At 60.9% G+C, this 25,794-nt stretch carries 25 protein-coding genes; 16 read left to right on the top strand and 9 right to left on the bottom strand.

Annotated elements, in window-relative coordinates:
• Positions 1-41: 41 nt before the first annotated feature.
• Positions 42-1,214 (bottom strand): MFS transporter, encoded by a 1,173-nt coding sequence (locus NR126_RS16095; RefSeq protein ID WP_027618076.1) that lies wholly within the window; start codon positions 1,212-1,214, stop codon positions 42-44.
• A gap of 138 nt (positions 1,215-1,352) precedes the next feature.
• On the opposite strand from NR126_RS16095, the gene NR126_RS16090 reads away from it, so the two are divergent.
• Complete coding sequence (locus tag NR126_RS16090; RefSeq protein ID WP_256830615.1) at positions 1,353-1,964, top strand: TetR/AcrR family transcriptional regulator; 612 nt, start codon at positions 1,353-1,355, stop codon at positions 1,962-1,964.
• A gap of 58 nt (positions 1,965-2,022) precedes the next feature.
• On the top strand, positions 2,023-3,849 hold the full coding sequence (locus NR126_RS16085) for a glycoside hydrolase family 15 protein (RefSeq protein ID WP_256830614.1): 1,827 nt from the start codon (positions 2,023-2,025) through the stop codon (positions 3,847-3,849).
• Positions 3,850-3,858: 9 nt separating this feature from the next.
• On the opposite strand, the gene NR126_RS16080 is transcribed toward NR126_RS16085, so the two are convergent.
• Positions 3,859-4,533, bottom strand: coding sequence for a GNAT family N-acetyltransferase (locus NR126_RS16080; RefSeq protein ID WP_256830613.1), 675 nt, complete (start codon positions 4,531-4,533; stop codon positions 3,859-3,861).
• Positions 4,534-4,578: 45 nt separating this feature from the next.
• Positions 4,579-5,103: a DUF3087 domain-containing protein gene (locus NR126_RS16075; RefSeq protein ID WP_027618080.1), complete on the bottom strand. Its 525-nt coding sequence runs from the start codon at positions 5,101-5,103 to the stop codon at positions 4,579-4,581.
• A gap of 201 nt (positions 5,104-5,304) precedes the next feature.
• Between NR126_RS16075 and NR126_RS16070 the strand changes: the two genes are divergently transcribed.
• Together NR126_RS16070 and NR126_RS16065 are read left to right on the top strand one after the other, a co-directional pair.
• Positions 5,305-5,610: a DUF2388 domain-containing protein gene (locus NR126_RS16070; protein ID WP_027618081.1), complete on the top strand. Its 306-nt coding sequence runs from the start codon at positions 5,305-5,307 to the stop codon at positions 5,608-5,610.
• A 213-nt stretch (positions 5,611-5,823) separates the two neighbouring features.
• The gene (locus NR126_RS16065; RefSeq protein WP_105754475.1) at positions 5,824-6,033 is read left to right on the top strand and encodes a PLD nuclease N-terminal domain-containing protein; all 210 of its coding nucleotides are present in this window, start codon (positions 5,824-5,826) and stop codon (positions 6,031-6,033) included.
• A 213-nt stretch (positions 6,034-6,246) separates the two neighbouring features.
• On the opposite strand, the gene NR126_RS16060 is transcribed toward NR126_RS16065, so the two are convergent.
• The 4 genes from NR126_RS16060 to NR126_RS16045 form a co-directional block, all read right to left on the bottom strand.
• Positions 6,247-6,795 (bottom strand): cupin domain-containing protein, encoded by a 549-nt coding sequence (locus NR126_RS16060; RefSeq protein ID WP_027618083.1) that lies wholly within the window; start codon positions 6,793-6,795, stop codon positions 6,247-6,249.
• A 224-nt stretch (positions 6,796-7,019) separates the two neighbouring features.
• Positions 7,020-8,303, bottom strand: coding sequence for an FAD-binding oxidoreductase (locus NR126_RS16055; protein WP_027618084.1), 1,284 nt, complete (start codon positions 8,301-8,303; stop codon positions 7,020-7,022).
• Between the two features lie 53 nt (positions 8,304-8,356).
• Positions 8,357-9,847 (bottom strand): aldehyde dehydrogenase, encoded by a 1,491-nt coding sequence (locus tag NR126_RS16050; protein ID WP_256830612.1) that lies wholly within the window; start codon positions 9,845-9,847, stop codon positions 8,357-8,359.
• A gap of 147 nt (positions 9,848-9,994) precedes the next feature.
• The gene (locus NR126_RS16045; RefSeq protein WP_027618086.1) at positions 9,995-11,371 is read right to left on the bottom strand and encodes a glutamine synthetase family protein; all 1,377 of its coding nucleotides are present in this window, start codon (positions 11,369-11,371) and stop codon (positions 9,995-9,997) included.
• A gap of 281 nt (positions 11,372-11,652) precedes the next feature.
• Between NR126_RS16045 and NR126_RS16040 the strand changes: the two genes are divergently transcribed.
• From NR126_RS16040 to NR126_RS16020, 5 genes are all read left to right on the top strand, one after another.
• Complete coding sequence (locus tag NR126_RS16040; protein WP_027618087.1) at positions 11,653-12,414, top strand: gamma-glutamyl-gamma-aminobutyrate hydrolase family protein; 762 nt, start codon at positions 11,653-11,655, stop codon at positions 12,412-12,414.
• A gap of 220 nt (positions 12,415-12,634) precedes the next feature.
• Positions 12,635-13,777 carry an ABC transporter ATP-binding protein gene (locus NR126_RS16035; RefSeq protein WP_027618088.1) on the top strand — a complete coding sequence of 381 codons (1,143 nt, stop codon included), beginning with the start codon at positions 12,635-12,637 and terminating at the stop codon, positions 13,775-13,777.
• A gap of 29 nt (positions 13,778-13,806) precedes the next feature.
• Positions 13,807-14,688 (top strand): ABC transporter permease subunit, encoded by an 882-nt coding sequence (locus tag NR126_RS16030; protein ID WP_177327234.1) that lies wholly within the window; start codon positions 13,807-13,809, stop codon positions 14,686-14,688.
• Positions 14,685-15,551, top strand: a complete 867-nt coding sequence (locus tag NR126_RS16025) for an ABC transporter permease subunit (RefSeq protein WP_027618090.1) — start codon at positions 14,685-14,687, stop codon at positions 15,549-15,551. The genes NR126_RS16030 and NR126_RS16025 overlap by 4 nt, the downstream gene beginning before the upstream one ends.
• Positions 15,552-15,730: 179 nt before the next feature.
• On the top strand, positions 15,731-16,828 hold the full coding sequence (locus NR126_RS16020) for a polyamine ABC transporter substrate-binding protein (protein ID WP_027618091.1): 1,098 nt from the start codon (positions 15,731-15,733) through the stop codon (positions 16,826-16,828).
• Between the two features lie 186 nt (positions 16,829-17,014).
• Here NR126_RS16020 and NR126_RS16015 read toward each other — a convergent pair whose 3' ends face one another.
• Complete coding sequence (locus NR126_RS16015) at positions 17,015-19,378, bottom strand: DNA polymerase II (RefSeq protein ID WP_256830611.1); 2,364 nt, start codon at positions 19,376-19,378, stop codon at positions 17,015-17,017.
• A 95-nt stretch (positions 19,379-19,473) separates the two neighbouring features.
• Here NR126_RS16015 and NR126_RS16010 point away from each other — a divergent pair, with 95 nt between their 5' ends.
• The 7 genes from NR126_RS16010 to NR126_RS15980 all read left to right on the top strand — a co-directional run bounded on the left by NR126_RS16010 (position 19,474) and on the right by NR126_RS15980 (position 24,556).
• A complete protein-coding gene (locus NR126_RS16010; protein ID WP_256830610.1) occupies positions 19,474-19,767 on the top strand; it encodes a hypothetical protein in 294 nt (97 codons plus the stop codon).
• A gap of 211 nt (positions 19,768-19,978) precedes the next feature.
• Positions 19,979-20,308: a hypothetical protein gene (locus tag NR126_RS16005; RefSeq protein WP_027618093.1), complete on the top strand. Its 330-nt coding sequence runs from the start codon at positions 19,979-19,981 to the stop codon at positions 20,306-20,308.
• A 195-nt stretch (positions 20,309-20,503) separates the two neighbouring features.
• Entirely contained in the window at positions 20,504-20,938 is a 435-nt protein-coding gene (locus NR126_RS16000; RefSeq protein ID WP_027618094.1) for a CBS domain-containing protein, read from the top strand.
• 161 nt (positions 20,939-21,099) lie between these two features.
• The gene (locus tag NR126_RS15995; protein ID WP_105754471.1) at positions 21,100-21,696 is read left to right on the top strand and encodes a paraquat-inducible protein A; all 597 of its coding nucleotides are present in this window, start codon (positions 21,100-21,102) and stop codon (positions 21,694-21,696) included.
• The gene (locus NR126_RS15990) at positions 21,693-22,337 is read left to right on the top strand and encodes a paraquat-inducible protein A (protein WP_033866079.1); all 645 of its coding nucleotides are present in this window, start codon (positions 21,693-21,695) and stop codon (positions 22,335-22,337) included. Before NR126_RS15995 ends, NR126_RS15990 begins: the two co-directional genes overlap by 4 nt.
• A complete protein-coding gene (locus NR126_RS15985) occupies positions 22,318-23,973 on the top strand; it encodes an intermembrane transport protein PqiB (protein ID WP_256830609.1) in 1,656 nt (551 codons plus the stop codon). Before NR126_RS15990 ends, NR126_RS15985 begins: the two co-directional genes overlap by 20 nt.
• A gap of 16 nt (positions 23,974-23,989) precedes the next feature.
• Positions 23,990-24,556 carry a membrane integrity-associated transporter subunit PqiC gene (locus tag NR126_RS15980; protein ID WP_256830608.1) on the top strand — a complete coding sequence of 189 codons (567 nt, stop codon included), beginning with the start codon at positions 23,990-23,992 and terminating at the stop codon, positions 24,554-24,556.
• A gap of 13 nt (positions 24,557-24,569) precedes the next feature.
• Here NR126_RS15980 and NR126_RS15975 read toward each other — a convergent pair whose 3' ends face one another.
• On the bottom strand, positions 24,570-25,616 hold the full coding sequence (locus tag NR126_RS15975; protein WP_256830607.1) for a hypothetical protein: 1,047 nt from the start codon (positions 25,614-25,616) through the stop codon (positions 24,570-24,572).
• Between the last annotated feature and the right edge of the window lie 178 nt (positions 25,617-25,794).

Raw genomic sequence — 25,794 nt, 5'->3', positions numbered from 1 at the left:
CAGCGGCGTTTTTTTTGCGCCAGCGGTGGGTGTGCCGTCGCTCACTTCAAGCAGCGATGACTCTGCCACGCCGCCAGCAACACCACCAGGCCGCCCACCAGCGCCAGCCAGAAACCGCTGCGCGCGCCATAGGCATCCACCAGCCAGCCGGAACCGGCGGCGCCAACCGCCACGCCGATGCTCAGGCCCGTCACCAGCCAGGTCAGGCCTTCGGTCAATTTGGCCGGCGGCACGATGCGCTCGATCAGCGCCATGGCAACAATCAGGGTCGGGGCGAAGAACAGGCCGGCGACAAATACCGTCAACGCCAGACTGAGGATGTCGCTGGCCAGCAGCAGCGGCAAGGTGGTCAGCGCCGTGGCGACCCCGCCGTAAAGAAACAGCCGTGGCAGCGGCACGTCGAGCTTCAACGCGCCGAAGACCAGGCCGGCCAGGCAGGAGCCGATCGCATACACCGACAGCACAATGCTCGCCGCCGCAGGCTGCCCCTGCTGCTGGGCGAAGGCGACGCTGACCACATCCACCACGCCAACGATGGTGCCCAGGGCGACCATCAGCAGGATCAGCCAGCGCACCGGCACCGAGGCAATCGCCGAGCCGGGTTGCTGCTGATCATGGGGATGGATCGCCGGCTCGGTGCTGCGCTGCAGGACGAACGCGGTCACCCCGATAGCCAGCGCCAGCAAGGCCGCCAGTGGCCCGGCTTCGGGAAACAGCACCACGCACAAACCCACGGATAGCGGCGGCCCGACGATAAAACATACCTCGTCCAGGACTGACTCCAGCGCATAGGCAGTTTGCAGTTGTGGCTGGCCGCGATAGATCTCGGTCCAGCGCGCCCGCACCATCGCCGACATGCTCGGCATGCAGCCGGCCAGCGCGGCGAATACAAAGAGGGTCCACTGTGGCGCCTGCAAACGTGTGCACAGCAACAGCAGCAACAAAGCGCCGCCACCGACCAGGGCCGCGATAGGTAACACCCGACCCTGACCGTAGCGGTCGACCAGTCGCGACACTTGCGGCGCACAGAAGGCTGTGGCCAGGGCGAAGGTCGCCGCCACCGCCCCGGCCAGTGCATAGCCACCGTGCAACTGCGAGAGCATGGTGATCAGGCCGATGCCGGTCATGGAGATCGGCATGCGCGCAATCATCCCCGCCAACACGAAAGCTCGGCTGCCGGGGGCGGTGAAAAGCGCTGAGTAAGGGTTTGCCATGGGTGTCCAACCTCTCCTTGAGGGCGAGCAACTTGCTATAAAACAGCGCAGCAGGAAAAATACATACGGCGCGTATGCGAGAAATCATGTAAACATACGCAGCGTATGTCAAATCAAAAAAGCCGTGCAGAGGATGTCATGAGCCAAAAGCCCCGCGCCGAAATGATCGAGCAAACCCGCGCCAAACTGATCGCCAGCGCCCGCCAGGCATTCGCCAGCCAAGGCTACGGCAACACTTCGATGGATGACTTCACCGCCCAGGTCGGCCTGACGCGCGGCGCGTTGTATCACCACTTCGGCGACAAGAAAGGTTTGTTGGCGGCGGTGGTTGCGCAACTCGACAGCGAAGCGGACAGCCGTCTCGATGCCATCTGCGCCGACGCCAGCGATCCGTGGACGGGTTTTCAGCAGCGCTGCACGGCCTACCTGCAGATGGCCCAGGAACCGGAGATCCAGCAAATCCTGCTGCTCGACGCGCCCGCCGTGCTGGGAGAAATGACGCTATCGCTGCAACTCGATTGCATCGCCACCCTGACCGGCCTGCTGCAACAACTGATAGACGAGCACTACCTCCCCCCCGCCCCGGCCGAATCCCTGGCGCGCCTGATCAACGGCAGCCTGGTGCACGCCGCGCTGTGGATTGCCCGCGACGAGACGCCCGGCGACCGGTTAGACGGGGCGCTGCAGGCGCTGGAGATAATGTTGCAAGGCTTGCGCAACGGAGCCGCAAATAAACCAGGCCAAAGCTGAACTCCACCCGCCTTGCACCAGTCAGCTGAATACCTCCTCTGTGCAAGGCTGAGCTGGCATGTCCGATCCTCACCAAGAACGCCAAAGTGCCATTGATGCCCACGGCATCATCGGCGACCTGCGCAGTGCTGCGCTGATCAACGACAAGGGCAGCGTGGATTTTTTCTGCTGGCCGGAGTTCGACAGTCCTTCCGTCTTCTGCTCGCTGCTGGACACCCCAGACGCCGGGATTTTCCAGCTGGCCCCGGACCTGCCCGATGCCCGTCGCGAACAGATCTACCTGCCCGATACCAACGTCCTGCAAACCCGCTGGCTGAGTGCGCGGGCGGTGGTGGAGATCACCGACCTGCTGGCCATCGGCGACAGCGAAGATGACTTGCCGCTACTGATCCGCCGCGTGCGCGTGGTCAGCGGCAGCGCGCGTTTGGACCTGCGTTGCGCGGTGCGTTTTGATTACGCCCGAGCCGCGACCACCGCACAGAGTGCCGGCGACGACGTTTGTTTTGTGGCGAGCGGTCAACCTGGCCTGCGCCTGCGCAGCAGCCAGCCGTTGCAGATCACCGACAACGCCGCCTGCGCCAGTTTTGAACTGCAACAGGAGCAGTGCGCCGAGTTCATTCTCGGTGCGGTTGATGACCCACGTTTCCAGGCCGACAACAGCGACCTGTGCCTGCAACGCACGCTCAAGTTCTGGCGCGACTGGATCGCCCACTCGACTTACCGTGGACGCTGGCGCGAGATGGTCAATCGTTCGGCGCTGGCGCTCAAGCTGCTGACCTCACGCAAGCACGGCGCGATACTCGCCGCCGCGACCTTCGGCCTGCCGGAAACCCCGGGCGGTATCCGCAACTGGGACTACCGCTACACCTGGATCCGCGACGCCTCGTTCACCGTCTACGCCTTCATGCGCCTGGGCTTTGTCGATGAGGCCAACGCCTACATGCGCTGGTTGCGCGGGCGGGTCAGCGACTGCCAGGGCCACTCGATGAAACTCAACATCCTGTACGCCATCGACGGCCGCCAGGAGCTGCCGGAACAGGCGCTCGAGCACTTGTCTGGCCATGGCAACGCGCGGCCGGTGCGCATCGGCAATCAGGCTTATGACCAGGTGCAGTTAGACATCTATGGCGAGCTGATGGACGCGGTGTACTTGGTCAACAAATACGGCGAAGCGATCTCCCATGAGGGTTGGAAGCACGCCGTGGAAGTGGTGGACCAGGTCTGCGCCACCTGGCAACAGGAGGACGTCGGCATCTGGGAAATGCGCGGCGAGCAGCATCACTTCCTGCATTCGCGACTGATGTGCTGGGTGGCGCTGGACCGGGCGATTCGTCTGGCCTCGAAACGCTCGCTGCCGGCGCCGTTCGCACGTTGGGACCAGACACGCCAGGCCATTTACGCCGACATCTGGAGCAACTTCTGGAACGAAGAACGTGGGCATTTTGTGCAGCACATCGGTAGCACCGCGCTCGACGGTTCGATGCTGTTGATGCCGCTGATGCGCTTCGTCAGCGCCCGGGACCCGCGCTGGCTGTCGACCCTGGAAGCGATCCAGAAATCCCTGGTTCGCGATGGCATGGTCTATCGCTACCACAACGACGACAGCCAGATCGACGGTCTAAGTGGCACCGAAGGCGCGTTCGTCGCCTGCTCGTTCTGGTACGTCGAATGCCTGGCCCGCGCCGGGCAACTGGACAAGGCCCATCTGGAGTTCGAACAGCTGCTGCGCTATGCCAACCCGTTGGGCTTGTACGCCGAGGAATTCGACAGCCACGCCCGCCACCTGGGCAATACCCCACAAGCCCTGAGCCACCTGGCGCTGATCAGCGCCGCGTGTTTTCTCGATCGCAAGCTCAGTGGCGACGACGGGTTCTGGCAGCCCTAGCAGGCGCGATTAGCGTTGCTGCAAAAAGGCCTGGACCTTGGCGGTCAACTGATCGAGATGACGATCGCGCTGTTTTTCCGCGTCAACCATCGCCCGCTTGCCGTTGCGTTGGAGCAGGTAGCTGTGGATCTGCCGCACTTCGTTGGAGCGATAGATCGGGGCCACATCCAGCACGGCGATCAGGCCGTCGGTGACATGCTCGTGGGTGTTCATCAGCACCTGGGTCCCGCGCGCGCCCAGCACCTGGAAGCCCAGCGCCTCGAAGTACGGAACCTTGGCCACCGCGCAACTGAGTTCGATGTGCGGGCAGCGCTTGCGCAACTCCTCAAGCATGGTGCGGGCGATACCCCGGCGGCGCTGGCTGGCATCGACCGCCATGAACGCTACGCCGCAGGCCTGGGGGTTGTCTTTGACCGGCAGGTACAGCACAAAGCCGAGGACCTTGTCCGGGTCTGTGGCGTCCATGGCGGTGATCAATTCGACATTAACGCCCCGCGTGCCATCGAGGGCCTGCAGGTAGAGGTGGACTTCGTAGCCCACCGCGTATTGATAGATGGCGAACAGCGGGTTGCTCGGCGGCAAGGCGACGCTGCTGATGTCGGTCAGGTTGTCGACCACCAGCTGCAAGATCTGGTCGGTCACCGTCTCCGGGCAGGGGGTGTCGAAATGGCTCAGGGTAAACATCGATCAGGGGTTCCGAGGAAGAGGTCCGGGAAAAAATGAAAGGGCTCAGGCCTTAGCTTTCAGTGCCGCCAGCCACTCGGGCTGCAGACGGGTCTGCTCGGTATCCAGGCCCTGGGCCTGCAGGCGCTCCAGGTGCTGGTCGACCTCGCGGATCAGTTGGCTGTGGTCGCTGGAATTGCCGTCCAACTGATGCATTTGCGTCAGCCCCAGGTGGTAGAAGCGCAACAGCTTCATTGCGCTTGGGTTACCGGCCTGGACCGCATCGGTGACCTGGTGCATGACGTTGGTGATGCGCATCAGGCTGCGCTTGAGCTGCCAGCCGTAAACGGCGGCGGCCATCCAGGGCTGGGACCAGAACTTCAGTTTCATCAGCGCCGCGCAGAGCAGCAGCGCCGCAATCACGCCACCGAGGTTGTAGCGGAAATTGTCGCCACCAGGCTCACCGAAAACCATCACCGCCAAGGTCGACAGAGCCATCGCCAGGGCAATGAAGGTCACGGCGATGATCAACGTGCTGCGGCGCGTCTGCTGGCGAAAGGTTTCGGGGTTCCACGGCTTGATCTCGAACATCAGGACGGCGCTCTCTGGCGAAGTTGAAGGCTTGAATGCCCGGGATTATCGCCCGTCAGGCCCGCAACAGACAGTTTTAATCCGCAGCGCGGTGCATCGTCCGTCGCCCACCCGTGCAGTCAGCGGAACTACCGGCATTACCCGCACCTCATATGAGTATGTGGCAAACCCTTTAGGCTTCACGCTTTTGGAGGACACACCATGCGCCGCCTACTGCTCGTTCCGATGCTGCTCTGCCTGCCCCTTGGTTCGGCCATGGCCGATGTCGACGCCGGCGATGTCGCGACCTCAGCCGGGGTTTCCGCCTCGCTGTATTCGACCTTCAAGGACCACAAACTGGTGGTCCCCGCCCGCGATGACCTCTCCAGCTTCGTCGCCAGCGGCGGCACCATCCGCGGTGCCTACCTGGAGTCGGTGCTCAAACAAATCCGCCAGGACAATCCGGGGTTGAATGCCACGGATGCAGAGTTGGCCGAAGCGTTGCTGATGCAGCCTGACGTTCAGTAATAGTCACGAGCAATGATCCTGGAGGAGCGAGCCTGCTCGCGAAAAACTTGAGGGCGCCGCGTGCATTCAGGATGCACGCGTAATCGTTGACGTTTTTCGCGAGCAGGCTCGCTCCTACACCACAAAAAGCCCCACACCTGAAAAAAAATGAACCCTGCCGCTGGCCATCGCCCTAACCCGATGACTATCAGGAGATTTTTCAGGAGGTAAGGCATGCAAATCGAATACCTGTGGATCGCCCTCGCGGCGCTGCTGTTGCTCGCCGAATTGTGGGCAATCAATCGGGTGGTGAAGAGCCAGGGCAAGGCCAGCAACAAAGGCGTGTGGATTGTTGCGATCGTGTTTGTGCCACTGATCGGGCTGGTGCTGTGGGCGCTGGCGGGGCCAAAACATATTGCCCATCAGCCCCAGGTTCGGCATTGATCGGCCATTCGGCACGCCCTGACACCGGGTTTCAGACAACTAACCCGACGCTTATAGTTCGCCCCGTCGCTGACAGCCGTCGGCGATAGGGCAGTTATACGCGTGAGACCTTTAAGGTCTGCCGGGGTTTAGTGTTAATCGTCCGGTCTGCGAACTCGCGTGTAACTGCCGCCCTGCCTTGCAAGGAGCAGGAGGAAAGCCCATCCAATACCTTCAGAAGTTCGCCGGCGTGTTCGCGCTAATGATTTCCGCTTCATCCGCACCAATGTTGCGGAAGCGATGCGGCAGGGTCGTCGGGAAGTAGTAGCCGTCACCGGCGTTCAGCACACTCACCTGACCATCGACGGTCAACTCCACCGTACCTCGGGTTACCAATCCGCACTCCTCACCTTCGGCATGCACGATCGGCTCTTCACCGGAGCTGGCGCCGGGGGCGTATTGTTCGCGCAGCAGGCGCATCTGCCGGCTGGGCACCGAGGCGCCGATCAGCAGCAGGCGCAGGCCGTGGCGGCCGAGGTCGGGTTGCTCGTTGGCGCGGAAAATGTATTGGTGTTCGCGGGGTGGCTGGTCGAAGGTGAAGAAGTCCGCCAACGACATGGGGATGCCTTCCAGCAGTTTCTTCAACGAACTGACGGAAGGGCTGACCCGATTCTGCTCGATCAGGGAAATGGTGGCATTGGTGACGCCGCTACGCCGGGCCAGCTCGCGCTGGGAGAGTTTGTAGCTTTCGCGTACTAATTTGAGTCGAGAGCCCGTGTCCATGACAGCCTTATGTGAGAAAAACTTAAGGGTGGTGCGAGTGGATGGCGGGCGACCGGTGTCGCGAAAATCGCCGCTCCTCTGTCCCGAAGACGTGAAAGGCGGCTATTAAATCACGTTTGTTCCCGCAGCTCAGTAGCTTCGATAAACGGTGACGCAAATGCAGACTCCCCCGCAGTGCGGCCGGTTGCGCCGCGCCTGCGAGGGCTGTGTCGATCATGCCGCAATCAGATGCCGAAACGGTCACGCATGGCGTAATACACCGCGCCCATCGCGGTCAGCGGCGCCTGGAAGGTGCGCCCGCCGAACATCGGCATGTGCGGCAGGGAGGCGAACGCGTCGAAGCGCTCGGCATCGCCGCGGATCATTTCCGAGATCAGCTTGCCGGCCAGGTGCGAACAGGTCACGCCGTGGCCACTGTAGCCTTGCATGTAGTAGGCGTTTTTCTCAATTCGACCGAATTGCGGCATGCGCGACATGGTCAGCAGGAAGTTGCCGGTCCAGCGGTAGTCGATCTTCACGTCCTTCAGTTGCGGGAAGGTCTTGAGGATTTTCGGCTTGATCAGCTGTTCGATGTCATCCGGTTCGCGCGCACCGTAGACCACGCCACCGCCGTACAGCAGGCGGTTGTCGGCGGTCAGGCGGTAGTAGTCGAGCAGGTAGTTGCAGTCCTCGACGCAGTAGTTGTTGCTGATCAGGCTTCTGGCGACTTTTTCCGACAACGGCTCGGTGACCACAATCTGCGAACCGCACGGCATGCTTTTGCGCGTCACACGGTTGTCGAGGTCTTGCGGCAGGTAGGCGTTGCCGGCGATCAGCAGGTACTTGGCGCGCACCACACCTTTGGCAGTACGAACCACGATCGGCTCGCCGTAGGTGATTTCCACCGCTGCCGATTGTTCGTAGATTTTACCGCCCAGGCTGAGTATCGCTGCGGCTTCGCCCAACGCCAGGTTCAGCGGGTGGACGTGACCACCCTGCATGTCCAGCAGGCCGCCGACGTAGTTCTTGGTGCCAACTTCCCTGGCGATTTCTGCCGCATCCAGCAAGCGCAAGTTGTGGTTGCCGTAACGCTCCCAGCCGCTTTTCTGCTCGGCCAGGCCCTTGAGTTGTTTCTTGTTCAGCGCGGCGAAAATGCCACCGGGCTTGTAGTCGCATTTGATGTCGTACTGCTTGATCCGCGAGCGGATGATGTCCGCGCCTTCGAAGATCATGCTGCCGAGGACTTCGGCGGTCTTTTCGCCGTAGCGCTGCTCGATCACATCGACGTCGCGGCTGTAGGAGTTGACCAGTTGACCACCGTTGCGCCCGCTGGCGCCGTAGCCGACCTTGGCGGCTTCCAGCACAGTGACGCTGTAGCCGGCTTCGCTCAAGAACAGCGCCGAGGACAGACCGGTATAGCCAGCGCCGATCACACAGACGTCGCACTCGACCAGTTCTTCAAGCACCGGGAAGTCGATGACTTCGTTGCGGGTCGCGGCGTAGTAGCTGTTTACGTGTTTTTGCATGATTGAATTCCCGAGCGTCGGCACGCTGCTGCCTGCCGCCGCTGCTGTGAACATAGTTAGAGCTTGATCCAAGTGGCCTTGAGCTCGGTGTACTTGTCGAAGGCATGCAACGACTTGTCGCGACCGTTACCCGATTGCTTGAACCCGCCGAATGGCGCGGTCATGTCGCCGCCGTCGTACTGGTTGACCCAGACACTGCCGGCGCGCAGGCCACGGGCGAAGGTGTGGGCCTTGCTCAGGTTGCTGGTCCAGACCCCGGCGGCCAGGCCGAAGATGCTGTCGTTGGCAATCGCCAGGGCTTCTTCTGTGGTGTCGAAGCTGATCAGCGACAGCACCGGGCCGAAGATTTCCTCGCGGGCGATGGTCATGGCGTTGCTCACGCCGTCGAAAATCGCCGGCTCGACGTACAAGCCCCCCGTGTCTTGGAGAGTGCGCTGACCGCCGGCGATCAGCTCGGCGCCCTGCTCCTTGCCGATCTCGATGTAGCGCAGCACGTTGTCCAGTTGACGCTGGTCGACGAGCGCGCCGACGGTGCTCGCCGGATCCAACGCGTGCCCTGGTTTCCACGCTTGCAGGGCCTCGACCAACAGCGGGATGAACTGCTCGCGGATCGAGCGTTCCACCAGCAGCCGCGAGCCGGCGGTGCAGACTTCTCCCTGGTTAAAGGCAATGCCGCTAGCGGCTGCCTGGGCCGCCACGCGCAGGTCCGGCGCGTCGGCGAACACCACGTGCGGGCTCTTGCCGCCCGCTTCCAGCCAGACCCGTTTCATGTTGCTCTGCCCGGCGTAGATCAGCAGTTGCTTGGCGATTGCCGTCGAACCGGTGAAGGCCAGCACGTCGACGTCCATGTGCAACGCCAGCGCCTTGCCCACGGTGTGGCCGTAGCCCGGCAGGACGTTGAACACGCCCTTGGGAATGCCGGCTTCCAGGGCCAACTGAGCGATGCGGATCGCGGTCAGCGGCGACTTTTCCGAAGGCTTGAGGATGAACGAGTTGCCCGCTGCCAATGCCGGGGCGAATTTCCAGCTGGCCATGATCAGCGGGAAGTTCCACGGCACGATGGCCGCGACCACGCCGGCGGGTTCGCGCGTGACCAGGCCCAGTTGATCGTGGGGGGTGGCGGCAACTTCGTCGTAAATTTTGTCGATGGCTTCGGCGGTCCAGCGGATCGCGTTGGCGGTCGCGGGAATGTCGACGTTCATCGAATCGCTGATTGGCTTGCCCATGTCCAGGGTTTCCAGCAGCGCCAGTTCTTCGCGGTGGGCGAGGATCAGGTCGGCGAAGCGGATCAGGGTGCGCTTGCGCTCGGCCGGCGCCAGCTTGGCCCAGACGCCGGATTCGAATGTCTGGCGCGCGACGGCGACGGCGGCATTGGCGTCGGCTTCGTCGGTGCTGGCGACATTGGCCAGGAAGCGGCCGTCGACCGGGCTGATGCATTCAAAGGTCGCACCGCTTGCCGCTGCGCAGTATTGGCCGTCGATGAAGGCACGGCTTTCGATAGTTAGGGACTGGAAGCGTTGTTCCCAGTCGCTGCGGGTCATGGTCATGAGAGTGACTCACACAGAGAAAGTAGTGGACGAATCCCTGTAGGAGCGAGCCTGCTCGCGATGGCGGCGGACCAGCTACATTGATGGTGGCTGACCGGGCCTCATCGCGAGCAGGCTCGCTCCTACAGGTGATCGGTGGGGTTCGTCTTAGACGGTATGCAAGTACCAGTTGTACTCAAGGTCGGAAATGGAGTTCTCGAACTCGGCCAACTCGCTTTCCTTGCACGCGACGAACACGTCGATGTACAGCGGGTCGATGTACTTGGCCATGACCTCGCTGTCGTCCAGCACCCGCAGGGCATCGCGCAGGTTGTTCGGCAGGCTCTGCTCGTTCTGCTCGTAGCTGTTGCCTTCGACCGGCGCCCCCGGCTCGATCTTGTTGGTCAGGCCATGGTGAACGCCAGCCAGGACCGAGGCCATCAACAGGTACGGGTTGGCATCGGCACCGGCCACCCGGTGTTCAATGCGCACGGCATCCGCCGAACCGGTGGGCACGCGCACGGCCACGGTGCGGTTGTCGATGCCCCAGCTCGGCGAATTCGGCACGTAGAACTGCGCGCCGAAACGGCGGTAGGAGTTGACGTTCGGGCAGAGGAAGGCCATCTGCGCCGGCAGGGTCTCGAGCACACCACCGATGGCGTGACGCAACGAAGCGTTCTGCTCGGGATCTTCGCTGGCGAAGATGTTGTTGCCTTCTTTATCCAGAATCGAAATGTGCACGTGCAGACCGTTGCCCGCCTGACCCGGGTACGGCTTGGCCATGAAGGTGGTGTCCATTTCATGGTCGTAGGCGATGTTTTTCACCAGGCGCTTGAGCAGGACCGCGTAGTCGCAGGCCTTGATCGGGTCGGCGACGTGATGCAGGTTGACTTCGAACTGCGCCGGGGCGCTTTCCTTGACGATGGCGTCAGCGGGAATGCCCTGCTCTTTCGCACCTTCGAGGATGTCCTGCAGGCAGTCGACGTATTCGTCGAGGTCGTCGATCAGGTACACCTGGGTCGACATCGGACGCTTGCCCGACACCGGCGAACGTGGCGATTGCGGACGACCGTTCACGTTGTCCTGGTCGATCAGGTAGAACTCCAGCTCGAACGCGGCGCAGATGGTCAGGCCCAGGTCATCGAACTTGCGCACGATGTTGGCCAGCACTTCCCGTGGGTCGGCAAAGAATGGCTGGCCTTCGATTTCGTGCATGGTCATCAGCAATTGCGCGGTCGGGCGCTTCTGCCAGGGCTCGATGCTCAGGGTGCCAGGGATCGGGTAGCAGATCCGGTCGGCGTCGCCGATATCCAGGCCCAGGCCGGTGCTTTCCACCGTAGAGCCATTGATGTCCAGGGCAAAGAGCGAGGCCGGCAGGTTGATGCCTTTCTCATAAACCTTATGAAGACTGGTGCGCTCGATGCGCTTGCCGCGCACCACACCGTTCATATCCGCAATCAGAAGGTCGACGTACAAAACCTCAGGATATTTCTTAAGGAATGCGTTTGCTTCGTTGAGTTGAACGGCACGCAGAGGGACCGACATGATGCACCTATTAGCTGTTAATTATTATGTTCACTTCACTTTCTGGAGCTCAGTCAATCCGAAAGACAATGTGAAGTCAAGCAGGGGCTATCGGTGTTTTTTGTTGATTTTATTGGTCATCACAGCCACTCATCGTCGAAAAACCTTCAGCAAACCCGCAGCTGATCAGGTTTCCGGTCCTCTAGCCGTTTAGAATTATTTACATGAGAGTTGTTAAAAAAAATCAACGAGGCTAAGCTCTGGAAAAGCTCGTTCAAGTGTCAAACTTCGAGGTGATAAAAATGGCATTCAAGCCATTGATCGGCGTTACTGCGTGCGTCAAACAGATTGGCCTGCACCCCTACCATGTCAGCGGCGACAAGTACTTGCGTGCTGTCAGCGTCGCGGCTTTGGGGCTGCCGGTGATCATTCCTTCCCTGGCCGAACTGACTGAAATCGATGACCTGCTGCCGCAGCTCGATGGTCTGCTACTGACCGGCTCGCCCTCGAACGTGGAACCCTTCCACTATCAAGGCCCCGCCAGCGCCCCCGGCACCGAACACGATCCACAACGGGACAGCACGACCCTGCCGTTGATCCGCGCGGCCGTGGCGGCCGGTATTCCAGTGCTGGGCATTTGCCGTGGTTTCCAGGAAATGAACGTGGCGTTCGGTGGCAGCCTGCATCAGAAGGTTCATGAGCTGCCGGGCTACCTCGATCATCGCGAAGCCAATCATCCGGACCTGGCGGTGCAGTACGCACCGGCGCACCCGGTCAATGTGCTGGCGGGCGGGGTATTCGAAGCCCTCGACCTGCCGCCGGTGTTCCAGGTCAATTCGATTCACAGCCAGGGCATCGACCGCCTGGCACCAGGCCTGCGCAGCGAAGCCGTCGCGCCCGATGGCTTGATCGAGGCGATTTCCGTCGAACACAGCAAGGCCTTCGCCCTCGGCGTGCAATGGCACCCAGAGTGGCAGGTCCTGGCCAACCCTCCCTATCTGAGAATTTTCCAGGCCTTTGGTGACGCGTGCCGGCAACGGGCCGCACAACGCAACGCGCGCTGACTTAAAAACCCGAACCAACGATTTACTGCCCCCACGAGCCAGGTGGGCCGCTTTTGCGCGTCTGCCGCTCGTGACAGCAACACCCTGCGATAACAACAAGCACTACCAGGCAGCCAGGACGGCGGCGCCGAATAAACCCGGCAGATGCACGCTGGGTTTGCAATCAACTATTAAGTCAGGCCGCGTTGGCCCGGCGACTGAAACCTGTTGGGAGTTTCACATGGCAAACGCCTCCAGCACTTACAGGAAGGCTCTTGAGGGTCACCAGCAACCGAAAAAGGTTCTGGTGAAAGTCGATCGCGTCACCAAGAAATTCGACGAGACCACGGCGGTGGACGATGTGTCCCTGGAAATCCATCAGGGCGAAATCTTCGCCCTGCTCGGTGGTTCCGGCTCCGGCAAATCGACCCTGCTGCGCATGCTCGCCGGCTTCGAGCGTCCTACTGAAGGGCGGATCCTGCTCGACGGCGTGGACATCACCGACATGCCGCCGTACGAACGGCCGATCAACATGATGTTCCAGTCCTACGCGCTGTTCCCGCATATGACCGTCGCGCAGAACATCGCCTTCGGCCTCAAGCAGGACCGTTTGCCCGCCGCTGAAATCGATGCCCGTGTTGAAGAAATGCTGCGCCTGGTGCACATGACCCAGTACGCCAAGCGCCGCCCCCATCAGTTGTCCGGCGGCCAGCGCCAGCGTGTGGCCCTGGCCCGCTCCCTGGCCAAGCGCCCGAAGCTGCTGCTGCTCGACGAACCGATGGGTGCGCTCGATAAAAAGCTGCGTTCGCAGATGCAGCTGGAACTGGTGGAGATCATCGAGCGTGTCGGCGTGACCTGCGTGATGGTGACCCACGACCAGGAAGAAGCCATGACCATGGCCGAGCGCATCGCGATCATGCACCTGGGCTGGATCGCCCAGATCGGCAGCCCGGTGGACATCTATGAAGCGCCGGTCAGCCGCATGGTCTGCGAATTCATCGGCAACGTGAATGCCTTCGACGGCACCGTGGTCGAAGACCTCGAAGGCCACGCGATCATCCACAGTCCGGACCTTGAGCAGAAGATCTACGTCGGTCACGGCGTCAGCACTTCGGTGCAGGACAAGTCGATCACCTACGCGATCCGCCCGGAAAAAATGCTCGTCAGCACCCTCAAACCCGAGACCCCGTACAACTGGTCCCAGGGCAAGGTGCATGACATCGCCTATCTTGGCGGCCACTCGGTGTTCTACGTCGAGCTGCCCGGCGGCAAGATTGTCCAGTCGTTCATGGCCAACGCCGAACGCCGTGGCGCCCGCCCGACCTGGGACGATCAGGTGTACGTCTGGTGGGAAGATGACAGCGGCGTGGTACTGCGCGCATGAATACCCTCACTCAGCAGTTCCAGCGGTTTTTGCCGAGCGGCCGCAAGGTCGTGATCGGTATTCCATTCCTGTGGCTGTTTCTGTTCTTCATGCTGCCGTTTTTCCTGGTGATGAAGATCAGCTTCTCCGAAGCCGCCCTGGCCATTCCGCCCTACTCCGAGATCTACAGTTTCGCCGAGCAGAAATTCCAGCTGCTGTTGAACATCGGCAACTACGCCATGCTCGGCGAGGACGAGCTGTATCTGTCGGCCTACCTCGGTTCGCTGAAGGTTGCGGCGCTGAGCACCCTGATGTGCCTGGTGATCGGTTTCCCGATGGCCTACGCGATCACCAAGGCCAGCAAGGAAACGCAAAACGTCCTGCTGCTGTTGATCATGATGCCGACCTGGACCGCGATTCTGATCCGCGTCTATGCGTGGATGGGCATCCTCAGCAACAACGGCCTGCTCAATGGTTTTCTGATGTGGAGCGGGCTGACCGATCACCCGATCGAAATCCTCAACACCAACACTGCGGTGTACATCGGCGTGGTCTACGCCTACCTGCCGTTCATGGTGCTGCCGCTGTACGCCAACCTGGTCAAGCACGATGGCAGCCTGCTGGAAGCGGCGTCGGACCTCGGTTCGAGTACCTTCAACAGCTTCTGGAAAATCACAGTGCCGCTGGCCAAGAACGGGATCATCGCCGGCTGCATGCTGGTGTTCATTCCGGTGGTCGGCGAGTTCGTGATTCCGGAACTGCTGGGTGGCCCGGAGACGCTGATGATCGGTCGCGTGCTGTGGCAAGAGTTCTTCAATAACCGCGACTGGCCGGTGGCGTCCGCCCTGGCGGTGGTGATGCTGTTGATCCTGATTGTGCCGATTCTGCTGTTCAACCGCAGCCAGGCCAAAGAGATGGAGGCACGAGGATGAAACGCTTCGGATTTGCAAAATTCATGTTGATCTTCGGCCTGACGTTTATCTATCTGCCGATGCTGATCCTGGTGATCTACTCGTTCAACGCCTCCAAGCTGGTGACGGTGTGGGGCGGCTGGTCGGTGAAGTGGTACGCCGGACTGCTGGATAACTCGCAACTGATGGGCTCAGTCGTGCGCTCGCTGGAAATCGCCTGCTACACCGCGATTGCCGCCGTGGCGCTGGGCACACTGGCTGCGTTCGTGCTGACCCGGGTCACCCGCTTCAAGGGTCGCACCCTGTTCGGCGGCCTGGTCACCGCACCGCTGGTGATGCCGGAAGTGATCACTGGTCTGTCGTTGCTGTTGCTGTTCGTGGCCATGGCGCAATTGATCGGTTGGCCGATGGAGCGTGGCATCGTCACCATCTGGATTGCCCACACGACATTTTGTGCCGCCTACGTGGCAGTGGTAGTCTCCGCCCGCCTGCGCGAGCTGGACCTGTCGATCGAGGAAGCCGCCATGGACCTCGGCGCCAAGCCGTTCAAGGTGTTCTTCCTGATTACCATCCCGATGATTGCGCCCTCGTTGGCTGCGGGCGGCATGATGTCGTTCGCCTTGTCGCTGGATGACCTGGTGCTCGCCAGCTTCGTTTCCGGGCCAGGCTCCACCACCCTGCCGATGGAGGTGTTCTCGGCGGTGCGCCTGGGCGTGAAGCCAGAGATCAACGCGGTGGCCAGCCTGATTCTGTTGGCGGTGTCGCTGGTGACCTTCCTCGTCTGGTATTTCGGCCGCCGTGCCGAAGCCAGCCGCAAGCGGGCGATCCAGGAAGCCATGGAGCAGACGGCGAATGAGTCGTGGCGGCAACCCGCAACGGCCTGAACAATCCCCTGACCCTGTAGGAGCGAGCGCCCGCTTGCGGCTTGCTCGCGAAGAACCTGAGACCGCCACGGAGTGTCAGGTTACGCGCGATGTCGTTAACGACCTTCGCTAGCAAGCCGCTAGCTCCTACACATTTTTGACCCTGTGGTTTGAATAAAAAAAGAACTGGAGTTGTACCGATGAAAATGTTTGGCAGAACGCTGCTGACACTGTCCCTGTTGGGCGCAATCGCCACCGGCGCCCAGGCCAATGACAAGGTTCTGCGTGTGTACAACTGGTCCGATTACATCGCCCCGGACACCCTCAAGAAGTTCGAGGACGAGACCGGGGTCAGCGTCACCTACGACGTCTTCGACAGCAACGAAACCCTCGAGGCGCGGCTGCTGGCCGGCAAGTCCGGGTACGACATTGTCGTGCCGTCCAACAGTTTCCTGGCCAAGCAGATCAAGGCCGGGGTCTATCAGCCGCTGGACAAGTCGAAGCTGTCGAACTGGAAAAACCTCAACCCGGTGCTGCTGAAAAACGCCTCCGCCAGCGACCCGGACAACGCCCACGCCTTCCCCTACATGTGGGGCTCGATCGGCATCGGCTACAACCCGGCCAAGGTCAAGGACGTGCTGGGCAGCGATGCGCCGGTGAACTCCTGGGACCTGCTGTTCAAGCCGGAAAACGCGGAAAAACTCAAGGCCTGCGGTATCAGCTTCCTCGACTCGCCGACCGAAATGCTTCCAGCCGCCCTGCACTACCTGGGCTACCCGGTGAACAGCAAGGACAAGGCACAGATCGCCGAGGCCGAAGCCCTGTTCATGAAGATTCGCCCGTCGGTGGCGTACTTCCACTCATCCAAATACATCTCTGACCTGGCCAACGGCAACATCTGCGTGGCGGTCGGCTATTCCGGCGACGTCCTGCAGGCCAAAGCCCGCGCCCAGGAAGCCGGGGGCAAGGTCAAGGTCGAGTACAGCATTCCCAAGGAAGGCGCCGGCAGCTTCTACGACATGGTGGCGATTCCCAAGGACGCGGCCAACGTCGACAACGCCTACCTGTTCATGAACTTCCTGATGCGTCCGGAAATCATGGCCGAGATCACCAACAGCGTTGGCTACAGCAACGCCAACTCGGCCGCGACGCCGCTGGTGGACGAGGCGATTCGCAACGAGCCGGGGTCGTACCCGCCGGAAGCCGTGATGGCCACGCTTTACGCGGTGCCGGACGTGCCCATCACTACGCAGCGAATCATGACCCGCGGCTGGACCCGGGTAAAACTCGGCAAGTAAATCCACCACGCCCGTCGGGGGCGTGGTTTGCACCACCGTTCGGGCAGCGTACCAGCGCTGCGGCAACCTGAACGGAGACTCACCGGGCTCCCTCGGTCACGGTGATTCGAACGTCCCTGGTTTGCTGTCTGGCGGTTGTGCATTGCATGACGGCCAGGCAGCGGCCCCGGGGCGTTTTTTTGCTTTCTAGAACAAGCCCAATTGCCCACCGACCAGGGTGCTGAAGTCGTCATCGACAAACGGCAAGATCGCGTCCGCCACCGGCTGTAGCTGACGGCTGAGGTAATGCTCGTAGTCGATGGCGGCGTTGCGCGTTTCCAACGGTTCAGGTCCGGCGACGGTAATCAGGTAACTGATCCAGCCGCCGCGCTGATACTGCAGCGGTCGCCCCTGCCGGGCGTTGTACTCGTCGGCCATCCGCGCGGCACGCACGTGCGGCGGCACGTTACGCTCGTAGTCATCCAGGCGCCGACGCAGGCGCTTGCGATAGATCAGCAACTCGTCATGTTCACCCGCCAGGGTAGTGCGCACGAATTCACGTACGTAGTCCTGATAGGGCCGGCGATGGAATATCCGCAGGTAGAGCTCCTGCTGGAACTGCCGGGCCAGTGGCGACCAGTCGGTGCGCACCGTCTCCAGGCCCTTGTAGACCATTTCCTCGCTGCCATCGTCGCGCATCACCAGGCCGGCATAGCGTTTCTTGCTGCCCTCCTCGGCACCGCGGATGGTCGGCATCAGGAAGCGCCGGAAGTGGGTTTCGTACTGCAACTCCAGCACACTGTGCAAACCGAACTCGGCCAGCAGGTGCTCGCGCCACCACTGATTGACGTGCGCCACCAGTGCACGGCCGATCTGCGCCGCTTCTTCCTGGCCGTGGGGGCGACGCAGCCAGACGAAAGTCGAGTCGGTGTCACCGTAGATCACCGCATGCCCCTGGGCCTCGATCAACTGCCGGGTGCGCTGCATGATTTCGTGCCCGCGCAGGGTGATCGAGGATGCCAGGCGCGTGTCGAAAAAACGGCAGCCGCTGGAACCGAGCACACCGTAAAACGCATTCATGATGATCTTCAGCGCCTGGGACAACGGCGCGTTGTGCTCGCGCTTGGCCACTTCGCGACCTTCGGAAACCCGAGCCACAATAGCCGGCAGACAATGTCGACTGCGGGAGAAACGCGCGCCGCGAAAGCCCGGTACTGAGTCACTGTCGGCGGGATGGCGCAGGCCCTCTATCAGACCTACTGGGTCGATGAGAAAGGTGCGAATGATCGAGGGGTACAGGCTCTTGTAATCGAGCACCAGCACTGACTCGTACAGGCCCGGTTTCGAGTCCATGACAAATCCCCCGGGGCTGGCCTGGGGCGGGCGTTCGCCCTGGTTCGGCGCGACAAAGCCCTGGCGATGCATCAGCGGCATGTACAGGTGAGTGAACGCTGCCACCGAGCCGCCGCTGCGATCGGCCGGCAAACCAGTGACGCTGGCGCGCTCGAGCAGGAAGGTGAGCAGTTCGGTCTTGGCGAAGATCCGCGTGACCAACTCACAGTCCTTGAGGTTGTAGCGCGCCAGGGCCGGCTTGTCCTCGGCAAACATGCGGTTGATTTCATCCATGCGCTGGTAAGGGTTGTCGATCGACTTGCCTTCACCGAGCAGGGTTTGCGCGACGCTCTCGAGACTGAACGAGGGAAAGCTCCAGGTGGCCGATCGCAGCGACTCGATGCCATCGATAATCAGCCGACCGGCCGCTGAAGCAAAAAAGTGATTGTTGCCCGAACCATGTTCACGCCATTGCATTTCCTCCGCCCCACGGCCCAGGCGCAACGGCACCGCCAAGCGACGCGCATGCTCGTGCAGTACCCGCAGGTCGAACTGCACCAGGTTCCAGCCGATGATGGCGTCCGGATCGTGCTCGGCGAACCACTGGTTGAGTTTTTTCAGCAGCGTGGCACGGGAGTCGCAGTACTTCAGGTCGAAGTCCACGTTCTGGTCATCGCCATTGGCGGCGCCAAGCATGTACACCTGGCGCTGGCCGCAGCCTTCGAGGGCAATCGAATACAACTCGCCCTGCTCGGTGGTCTCGATGTCCAGCGAGACCAGTTTCAGGCGTGGACGATAGTCGGGAGCAGGCTTGAGGTGGGCATCGACCAGCACGCCCTCGGCGTCGGGCGTACCGCGAAAAGTCACGGGGGCGGTGATGAAACGCTCCATCAGGTAGCGCTCGGGTGGGCGGATGTCCGCTTCGAAGATGTCGATGCCGGCGCGGCGCAGTACACCTTCCAAGTGCATCAATTGCCGGTGCTGCTGGCAATAGAGACCGAACACCGGGCGATGCTGGAAATCCTGCAGCCCCAGAGGACGCAGTTCGACACCCGCCTCTTCGCGCACCAACGCCTCGGTTTGTGCGCGAAATTGCTCGGGGATGAACGCCACCGACGGTTGCACGGGTAGGCGCACGCGCCGAGGACCAGAATCGGTAGCCAGCCAGAACTCGACGAGCGTGCCGGCCGGGGTGTCGCGCCAATGCCGGGTCAGGACAAAGCCCTGCTGTGAATCCACCACTGCTACCTCGAAGATGATCTCAGGGTGATTCTACCCGTCATTGAGGCATGAGGTTGCCTTTGCATGTCTTGCGCAAGGGATTGTAGGACAAGGTGAAATCCGCTCTGTCACAGCCTCTAGTTATTTTTGTAGTGAATGAAATATTTCACTACAAAACCGTTGACGAGCGGTTTTTCACCTTGCATGATGCAGCCATCTCCCCGATCGGGAGTTCAGGCAAAAGTGTTGTGAAAAAGGCTCGACTGACCGCCGAGCTGTTCCCGGATGTGTACTGCCCACAAGGCAGATTGATGAAGCTGACCTGGCAAGGGCGTCCACTACTCGGGCGAGAAACGCCGGCGATCAATCCTCAAGATGCTTGTGGCCGAGCTGGCAAGAGTCGGTAGCAACTTCCAGGCAATCGCTGTTTCTCCCCGCTGTACCGCCAGTGCGTAGCAGTTTCTCGGCAAGACTACATGCATCCATCCAAGGCCCTGCCGATATTCGGCAGACAACCACTGTCGCCCTGGTTTCGGTACCAGATATCAACTTACCGAATTAGAGAAGTGAACGTGCGAATCAACTAGACAGATCAAACATTGGTCAAGGGGCTTTAACATGAATCTGAACAACCAACCGACTATCGATCAACTGGCTCGTATCATTGCCGCTCAGAAAGACACCCATGACAGTCATATCCTGTGGGTTGCCGAGTCTGGCCAGGTACACATCGACTGCCTGTCGCCCCACGCCCATGAAGACGATTTCGAAAAGAACACCCGTGAGTTGCGCGCCCGGATGAAGATGTTCCGCCGTGGCCAGGGTTATGTCGGTAAAAAAGCCGCCGCCGACAAAGACTTCGTTGGCCGGGTCCTGGCGACCCTGACCCAGGAATGGCAGAACCTGCAGGCCAAGCCTGAAGTGCGCGTCATCGACCGCTACTGCTGAGTTGCCTCGCAGAGCCGCTGATGACCTGAGAGGGTGATCAGCGGCTTTTTTGTGGCCGTCGACTTTACAGTGACGTTATCGAATGCGATTGACGCCGCTTTGCCTACTTGCTCAGTGGGCTGGCGTCGAGGATGCTGTACTCATGCCCGGGCGCCTGGCGCCTGCTAACAATGACAACACTGCAGAGGCTCCTCCATGAAAACCGTCGCGCAACTGCTCAAGCTGAAAGCCGAGCAAGAGGTTCATACCATCAAGGCCGATCAGTCGGTATTCGAAGCACTGGTGGTGATGGCGGCGAAAAACGTCGGTGCCCTACCAGTTCTGAAGGAAGGGCAAATCGTTGGCATCATCAGCGAACGAGATTACGCGCGCAAACTGATACTCAAGGGTTTGTCATCCGTGGTGACCCCCGTCAGCGCGATCATGAATTCGCCGGTCATTACCGTTGACTCGCATCAGAACGTGCAGACCTGCATGAACATCATGACCGACAAACACCTGCGCCACTTGCCGGTGTTCGAAGATGGCAAGTTGCTGGGGCTGCTGTCGATTGGCGACCTGGTCAAGGAGTCCATTGCCGAGCAGGCCGAGTTGATCCAGCAATTGGAACAGTACATTCGCGGGGAGTGAATATCTCTCGGCATCACGGACTGCGCGCCTGCCTGGAAGGGGGAGCGCAGTTTTTCATTGATGCCCGCGCAATCCTCGAAACTTTGTATTTGCTATATCGCGAGGCACTTCTATATTCATTTGACTCCCTGAAGCGTTTTGCCTCCCCTTGAGTGCTAACCATGGCCAGGAATGACCCTCTGATCATCTGTGAGCACTGCGATGGCGTGTATGAAAAAGCCACGCTCGCCAAACACCAGACTGCTGTTTGTCAGCGTTGCGGTGGTGTGCTGCAGCGCTACAACGGCTTGACCGTGCAGCAACGCTTGGCGCTGACCTTCACCGCCGGCGTGTTGTGGATTTTCGCCAACTTCTACCCGGTCATGAGCATCAGCCTCAAGGGCCTGAAAAACAGCGCAACCCTCTGGGACTCGGTCGTAGCCCTGAGTCAGGGGCCGATCCTGTTCATTGCCATGGTAGCGGCCATCTCCATCATTATTGCCCCGGCATTCCAGCTGTTGCTGCTGATCTGGGTGTTGAGTTTTGCCCTCGCGTCGCGTCGCTCACCCGCGTTCAAACTGTGCATGCGCTGGCTGGAAACCTTGCGCCCTTGGAGCATGCTCGAGGTCTGCCTGCTGGGCGCGATGGTCGCGGTATTCAAGCTCGCCGGGCTGTTGGATGTGATTCCCGGTATCGGCCTGTTCGCCCTGGCGGTCCTGAGCCTGTTGCTGATCCGCATCGCGGGACGCGACGTGCGCGAGCTGTGGGACATCCTATGAACGATCTTCCCGAGGCACGCGACCTAAACCTGTGCCTGTGCCACAGCTGCGGCCTGGCCTGCGACATGACAGGCGAACCACATGAGTGCGAACGCTGTGGCGCCCCCCTTCACCGGCGCAAGAGCAATTCGCTGACCCGGACATGGGCCTACCTGTTGGCGGCGTTGGTGTTCTACATTCCGGCCAACCTGTTGCCCGTGATGAATACCAGCATGCTCGGCAGTGGTTCCGACAGCACCATCATTGGCGGTGTGCTGGAATTCTGGGAGCACGGCGCCTGGGACATTGCGCTGATAATTTTCATCGCCAGTATCGCCGTACCCGGCGTCAAATTCGTCGCCCTCAGTTTGCTGTTGATCACCGCGCAACGGGGCAGTTTGTGGGCGCGCAAGGAGCGCTCCAAGCTGTACCGTTTTGTCGAACTGATCGGCTACTGGTCGATGCTCGACGTGATTGTCGTGGCACTGGTGGCTGCACTCGTTAAATTTCAGGCGCTCGGTGATATCGAGCCGCGAGCCGGCATTCTTTTCTTCGGCATGGTGGTGGTGTTCACCATGCTTTCGGCCATGAGCTTCGACCCACGGCTGATTTGGGATACCCGTCAATCAGAGGAGATCATGGATGGAATCGCGAGTCACTGAGGGGCAGCCGCAGCCGGGGTCAGCCAAAATCAAGACCCGTCGCTGGAGTGTGTCGCTGGTCTGGATCGTGCCTATCGTGGCCGTGCTGGTGGGCATTTCCCTGGTGATCCACAACGTGATGCAGCAGGGGCCGGTGATTGTCCTCAACTTCAAGACCGGCCAGGGGCTGACGGCCAACAAGACCGAGGTCAAGTACCGTAACGTGGTCATCGGCCATGTGTCTGACGTCGAACTGAGCGAGGACCAAAAGAGTGTCAATGCCACGGTGAAACTGGCCAAGACTGCCGAGTCGTTCACTCGCAAGGACTCGCAGTTCTGGGTGGTGCGCCCGCGGATTGGCGCCGGTGGCGTCTCGGGGATTGATACCCTGCTGTCGGGTGACTTTATTGGCGCCGATGCTGGCCAGTCGAATGACCGCGCGAAACACTTTGTCGGCCTGGAGGCCCCCCCACCGATCACCTATGGCGAACCCGGCAAGCGCTTCATGCTGCACGCCGAAGACCTCGGCTCGCTGGATATCGGCTCGCCGGTGTACTACCGCAAAATTCCAGTCGGCCAGGTGGTCGCCTATGCCCTGGACGCCGATGGCAAAGGGGTGAACATCGAGGTATTCGTCACCTCGCCGAACGATGCCTACGTCACCGAAAATACCCGTTTCTGGAACGCCAGTGGCCTGGACATCGACGTCGGCGCCAATGGTTTTGCAGTCAAGACCGAATCCCTTTCCGCCCTACTGCTCGGCGGCATCACGTTCCGCGCGCCCGCCTATAGCCCCGGAGACAAACCCGCCGCCGAAGACCGGAACTTCGAACTGTTCGAGGATCAGATGACCGCCCTCGCCCCACCGAATGGCAAGCCACAGTATCTGGCGCTGCGCTTCGACCAGGCCTTGCGCGGTCTCAAGGTGGATGCGCCGGTAGAATTCCAGGGGCTGGAAATCGGTAAAGTGGTGGCGATCAACCTGGACTTCGACGAAAAAACCCGCTCCTTTCCGATCAACGTCGGCATCGTGATTTACCCACAACGCCTCGGCCAGGCCCATCTGAAAATGCTCGCGGCACTCAATCACAACCCCGAGGACGAGCAGGCCGGCATCCGCCTGATCGGCACGTTTATCGAGAACGGTCTGCGTGCCCAGGCGCGCAGTGGCAACCTGCTGACCGGCCAGCTGTATATCGCCCTGGAATTCGTGCCCAAAGCGCCGAAAGTGGTGTTCGACGTCAATGCGCGCCCTGTGATGATTCCAACCATACCAGCCAGCCTCGAGCTGTTGCAGGCGCAATTCCAGGCGATGATCGAGAAGATCAACAAACTACCGATCGAACGAATTGCCAACAACCTCGACAGCAACCTGACAGAAATGCGCAAGGGCATCAAACAGTTCAGCGGCCAGACCCTGCCGGGTGTACAGAGCACCCTGGAAGATGTCAGCAAAACCCTGCAGTCGGCTAACTCGACGCTCGCCGAAGGTTCGCCACAACGCGAGCAATTGACGGAAACCCTCGACGAATTGGGACGTATGTCGCGTTCTCTGCGTGAGTTGTCGGATTACCTGAGCCGGAATCCGGAATCCTTGTTGCGTGGCCGTCCGGACGACGCCTCGCCAAAAAATCTGCAACCGTCTTCGCGTCGCTGACCACAGGAGCAGGTCCATGTCTTTGCCGTTGAAAGTGTCATTAGTCGGTGCCCTGTTGTTGCTCGCAGCCTGTCGCAGCGATCCGATCCACTATCACACCCTGATCCCCGCCCAACCGGCGGCCGATGCCCAGGGTGGGGCGAACATACAGTTCGAGTTGGTCAGCGTGCCGCCCCAGGTGGACCGGCCGCAGATGGTGATACGCGAAGGCAGCAGTGGCCTGGCGATCCTGGAAACCGAATGGTGGGGGGCAAGTCTGTCGGAAGAACTGCAAAGTGCGCTGGTTGATCAATTGTCGAGCGCGGGCAACGGGCACAAGTGGTTGCTACGGGTCGAGGTGCAGCGCTTTGATACGGTCCCCGGACAGTACGCACTGGTAGATGCCCAATGGCGTTTGCGCAACGCAGGCAGCGCAGGCAGCGCAGGCAGCGCAGGCAGCGAGGCCAGCGTGCTGACGTGCCGAACCACGGTGCAGACCCCGGCAGGCCCGACCATCGATGATCTGGTGGTGGCACATCAGAACAACGTCAAACGCCTGGCCTCCGCCATACGCCAGGCGGCGAGTAGTGCGCGCTGCCCTTGATTGAGCTGGGTATTCATTCAACGCCGCTGCCGGGCGTGTTCGGATTGAACACTTCAGTGGATTTGGGCTCAACCGGCACGCTGGCGGCCAATCCGCCGGCAATTTGTCCGCTGATGTAATTGACGCCAGCCATCACGCCGTTGGTTTCATTTTCCATCAAGCCGAGCCACGCCTTGTCGAAGGCCGCATTCAGGCTCTTGCGCATCTGCGCCTGAGCCTCGGGCCGATCACTCTCGTTGGACATCGCACCAATGCCCAGGGACACCACGGAGATCACCGCGCCTGCTACCCTGCCAACGGCCGCAGCAACCGCACTGGCCACGCTGCGCGAGGCAATTTGCGCTTCCAGACGCTCACTGGCCCGCTTGGCCACTGACGAGATCCCGGCGTCCGACAACCCGGCCCCGGCACCGCTGTTAGAGCTGCGCACCTGCTCGACCAGTGCCAGATAGGCCGGCAGGCGGTTGACCGGCTCGGCATGAACGATCTGATAGAGCGAGGCATTACGTGCGGGCGGTGGCGCCAGGGTGATGGCCGGAATCAGGTTCAGGCGCTGGTCAAACTGGTCTTGGGGGATCGAATACTGCTGTTGTATTTCCAGCAAGTGGGCACTGAGCATTTGCAGGTACAAGATCACTGCATCACCCATGATCACGTTCGGATCGGTGACTTTGGTTACGGGGTCCAGCACACGTTCGTGATATTGCTCCTGCAGGTATATCGCCAGCCGGTTGACCACCGTGTCTGTCTCGCCCTTGGCGCTCATTTTGTACCAGCCGACTTTCACCCCCAGCCACTGCTGCGTCCAGTAGCCGGTAAACCAGGGGATGAAGTCGGTCTCGGTGCGCTGAAAAACCTGCTCACGCCAGCGCTCCATGGCCTTGCGGGTGTAGGCCCTCACGGTTTCCCTTGAGGTCGATGACGCGTTTTCAATGTCCTGGTCGATCCGCTGCCACGTCGCCTCGCTGATCACAATGGGCGCTACGGGCTCACTGCGACGCGCCGTGGAGCATCCGCCGAGAACAACCAACAAGACCATGAACAGGAGACGCAGACTCAAGATCGCAGGCCCTCCAGGATCAGTGAGGCAGCCGACGCCACGCATCAACCCGAACGGGACGCTTGGCAGTTTCGAAGAAGATGCCTGGAGTATAGGCTGGGAAAGGAAGGCTTTTCGGACGCAAAAACAAAACCCCTACCTGCATTCGCAGATAGGGGTTTCGGAATTTAATCTTGAC

It is taken from the genome of Pseudomonas sp. Pse1 (assembly GCF_024519635.1).
Taxonomy (GTDB): domain Bacteria; phylum Pseudomonadota; class Gammaproteobacteria; order Pseudomonadales; family Pseudomonadaceae; genus Aquipseudomonas.
Note: the sequence above shows the minus strand (reverse complement) of the source record. Positions and strands in the feature narration are given on the sequence as shown.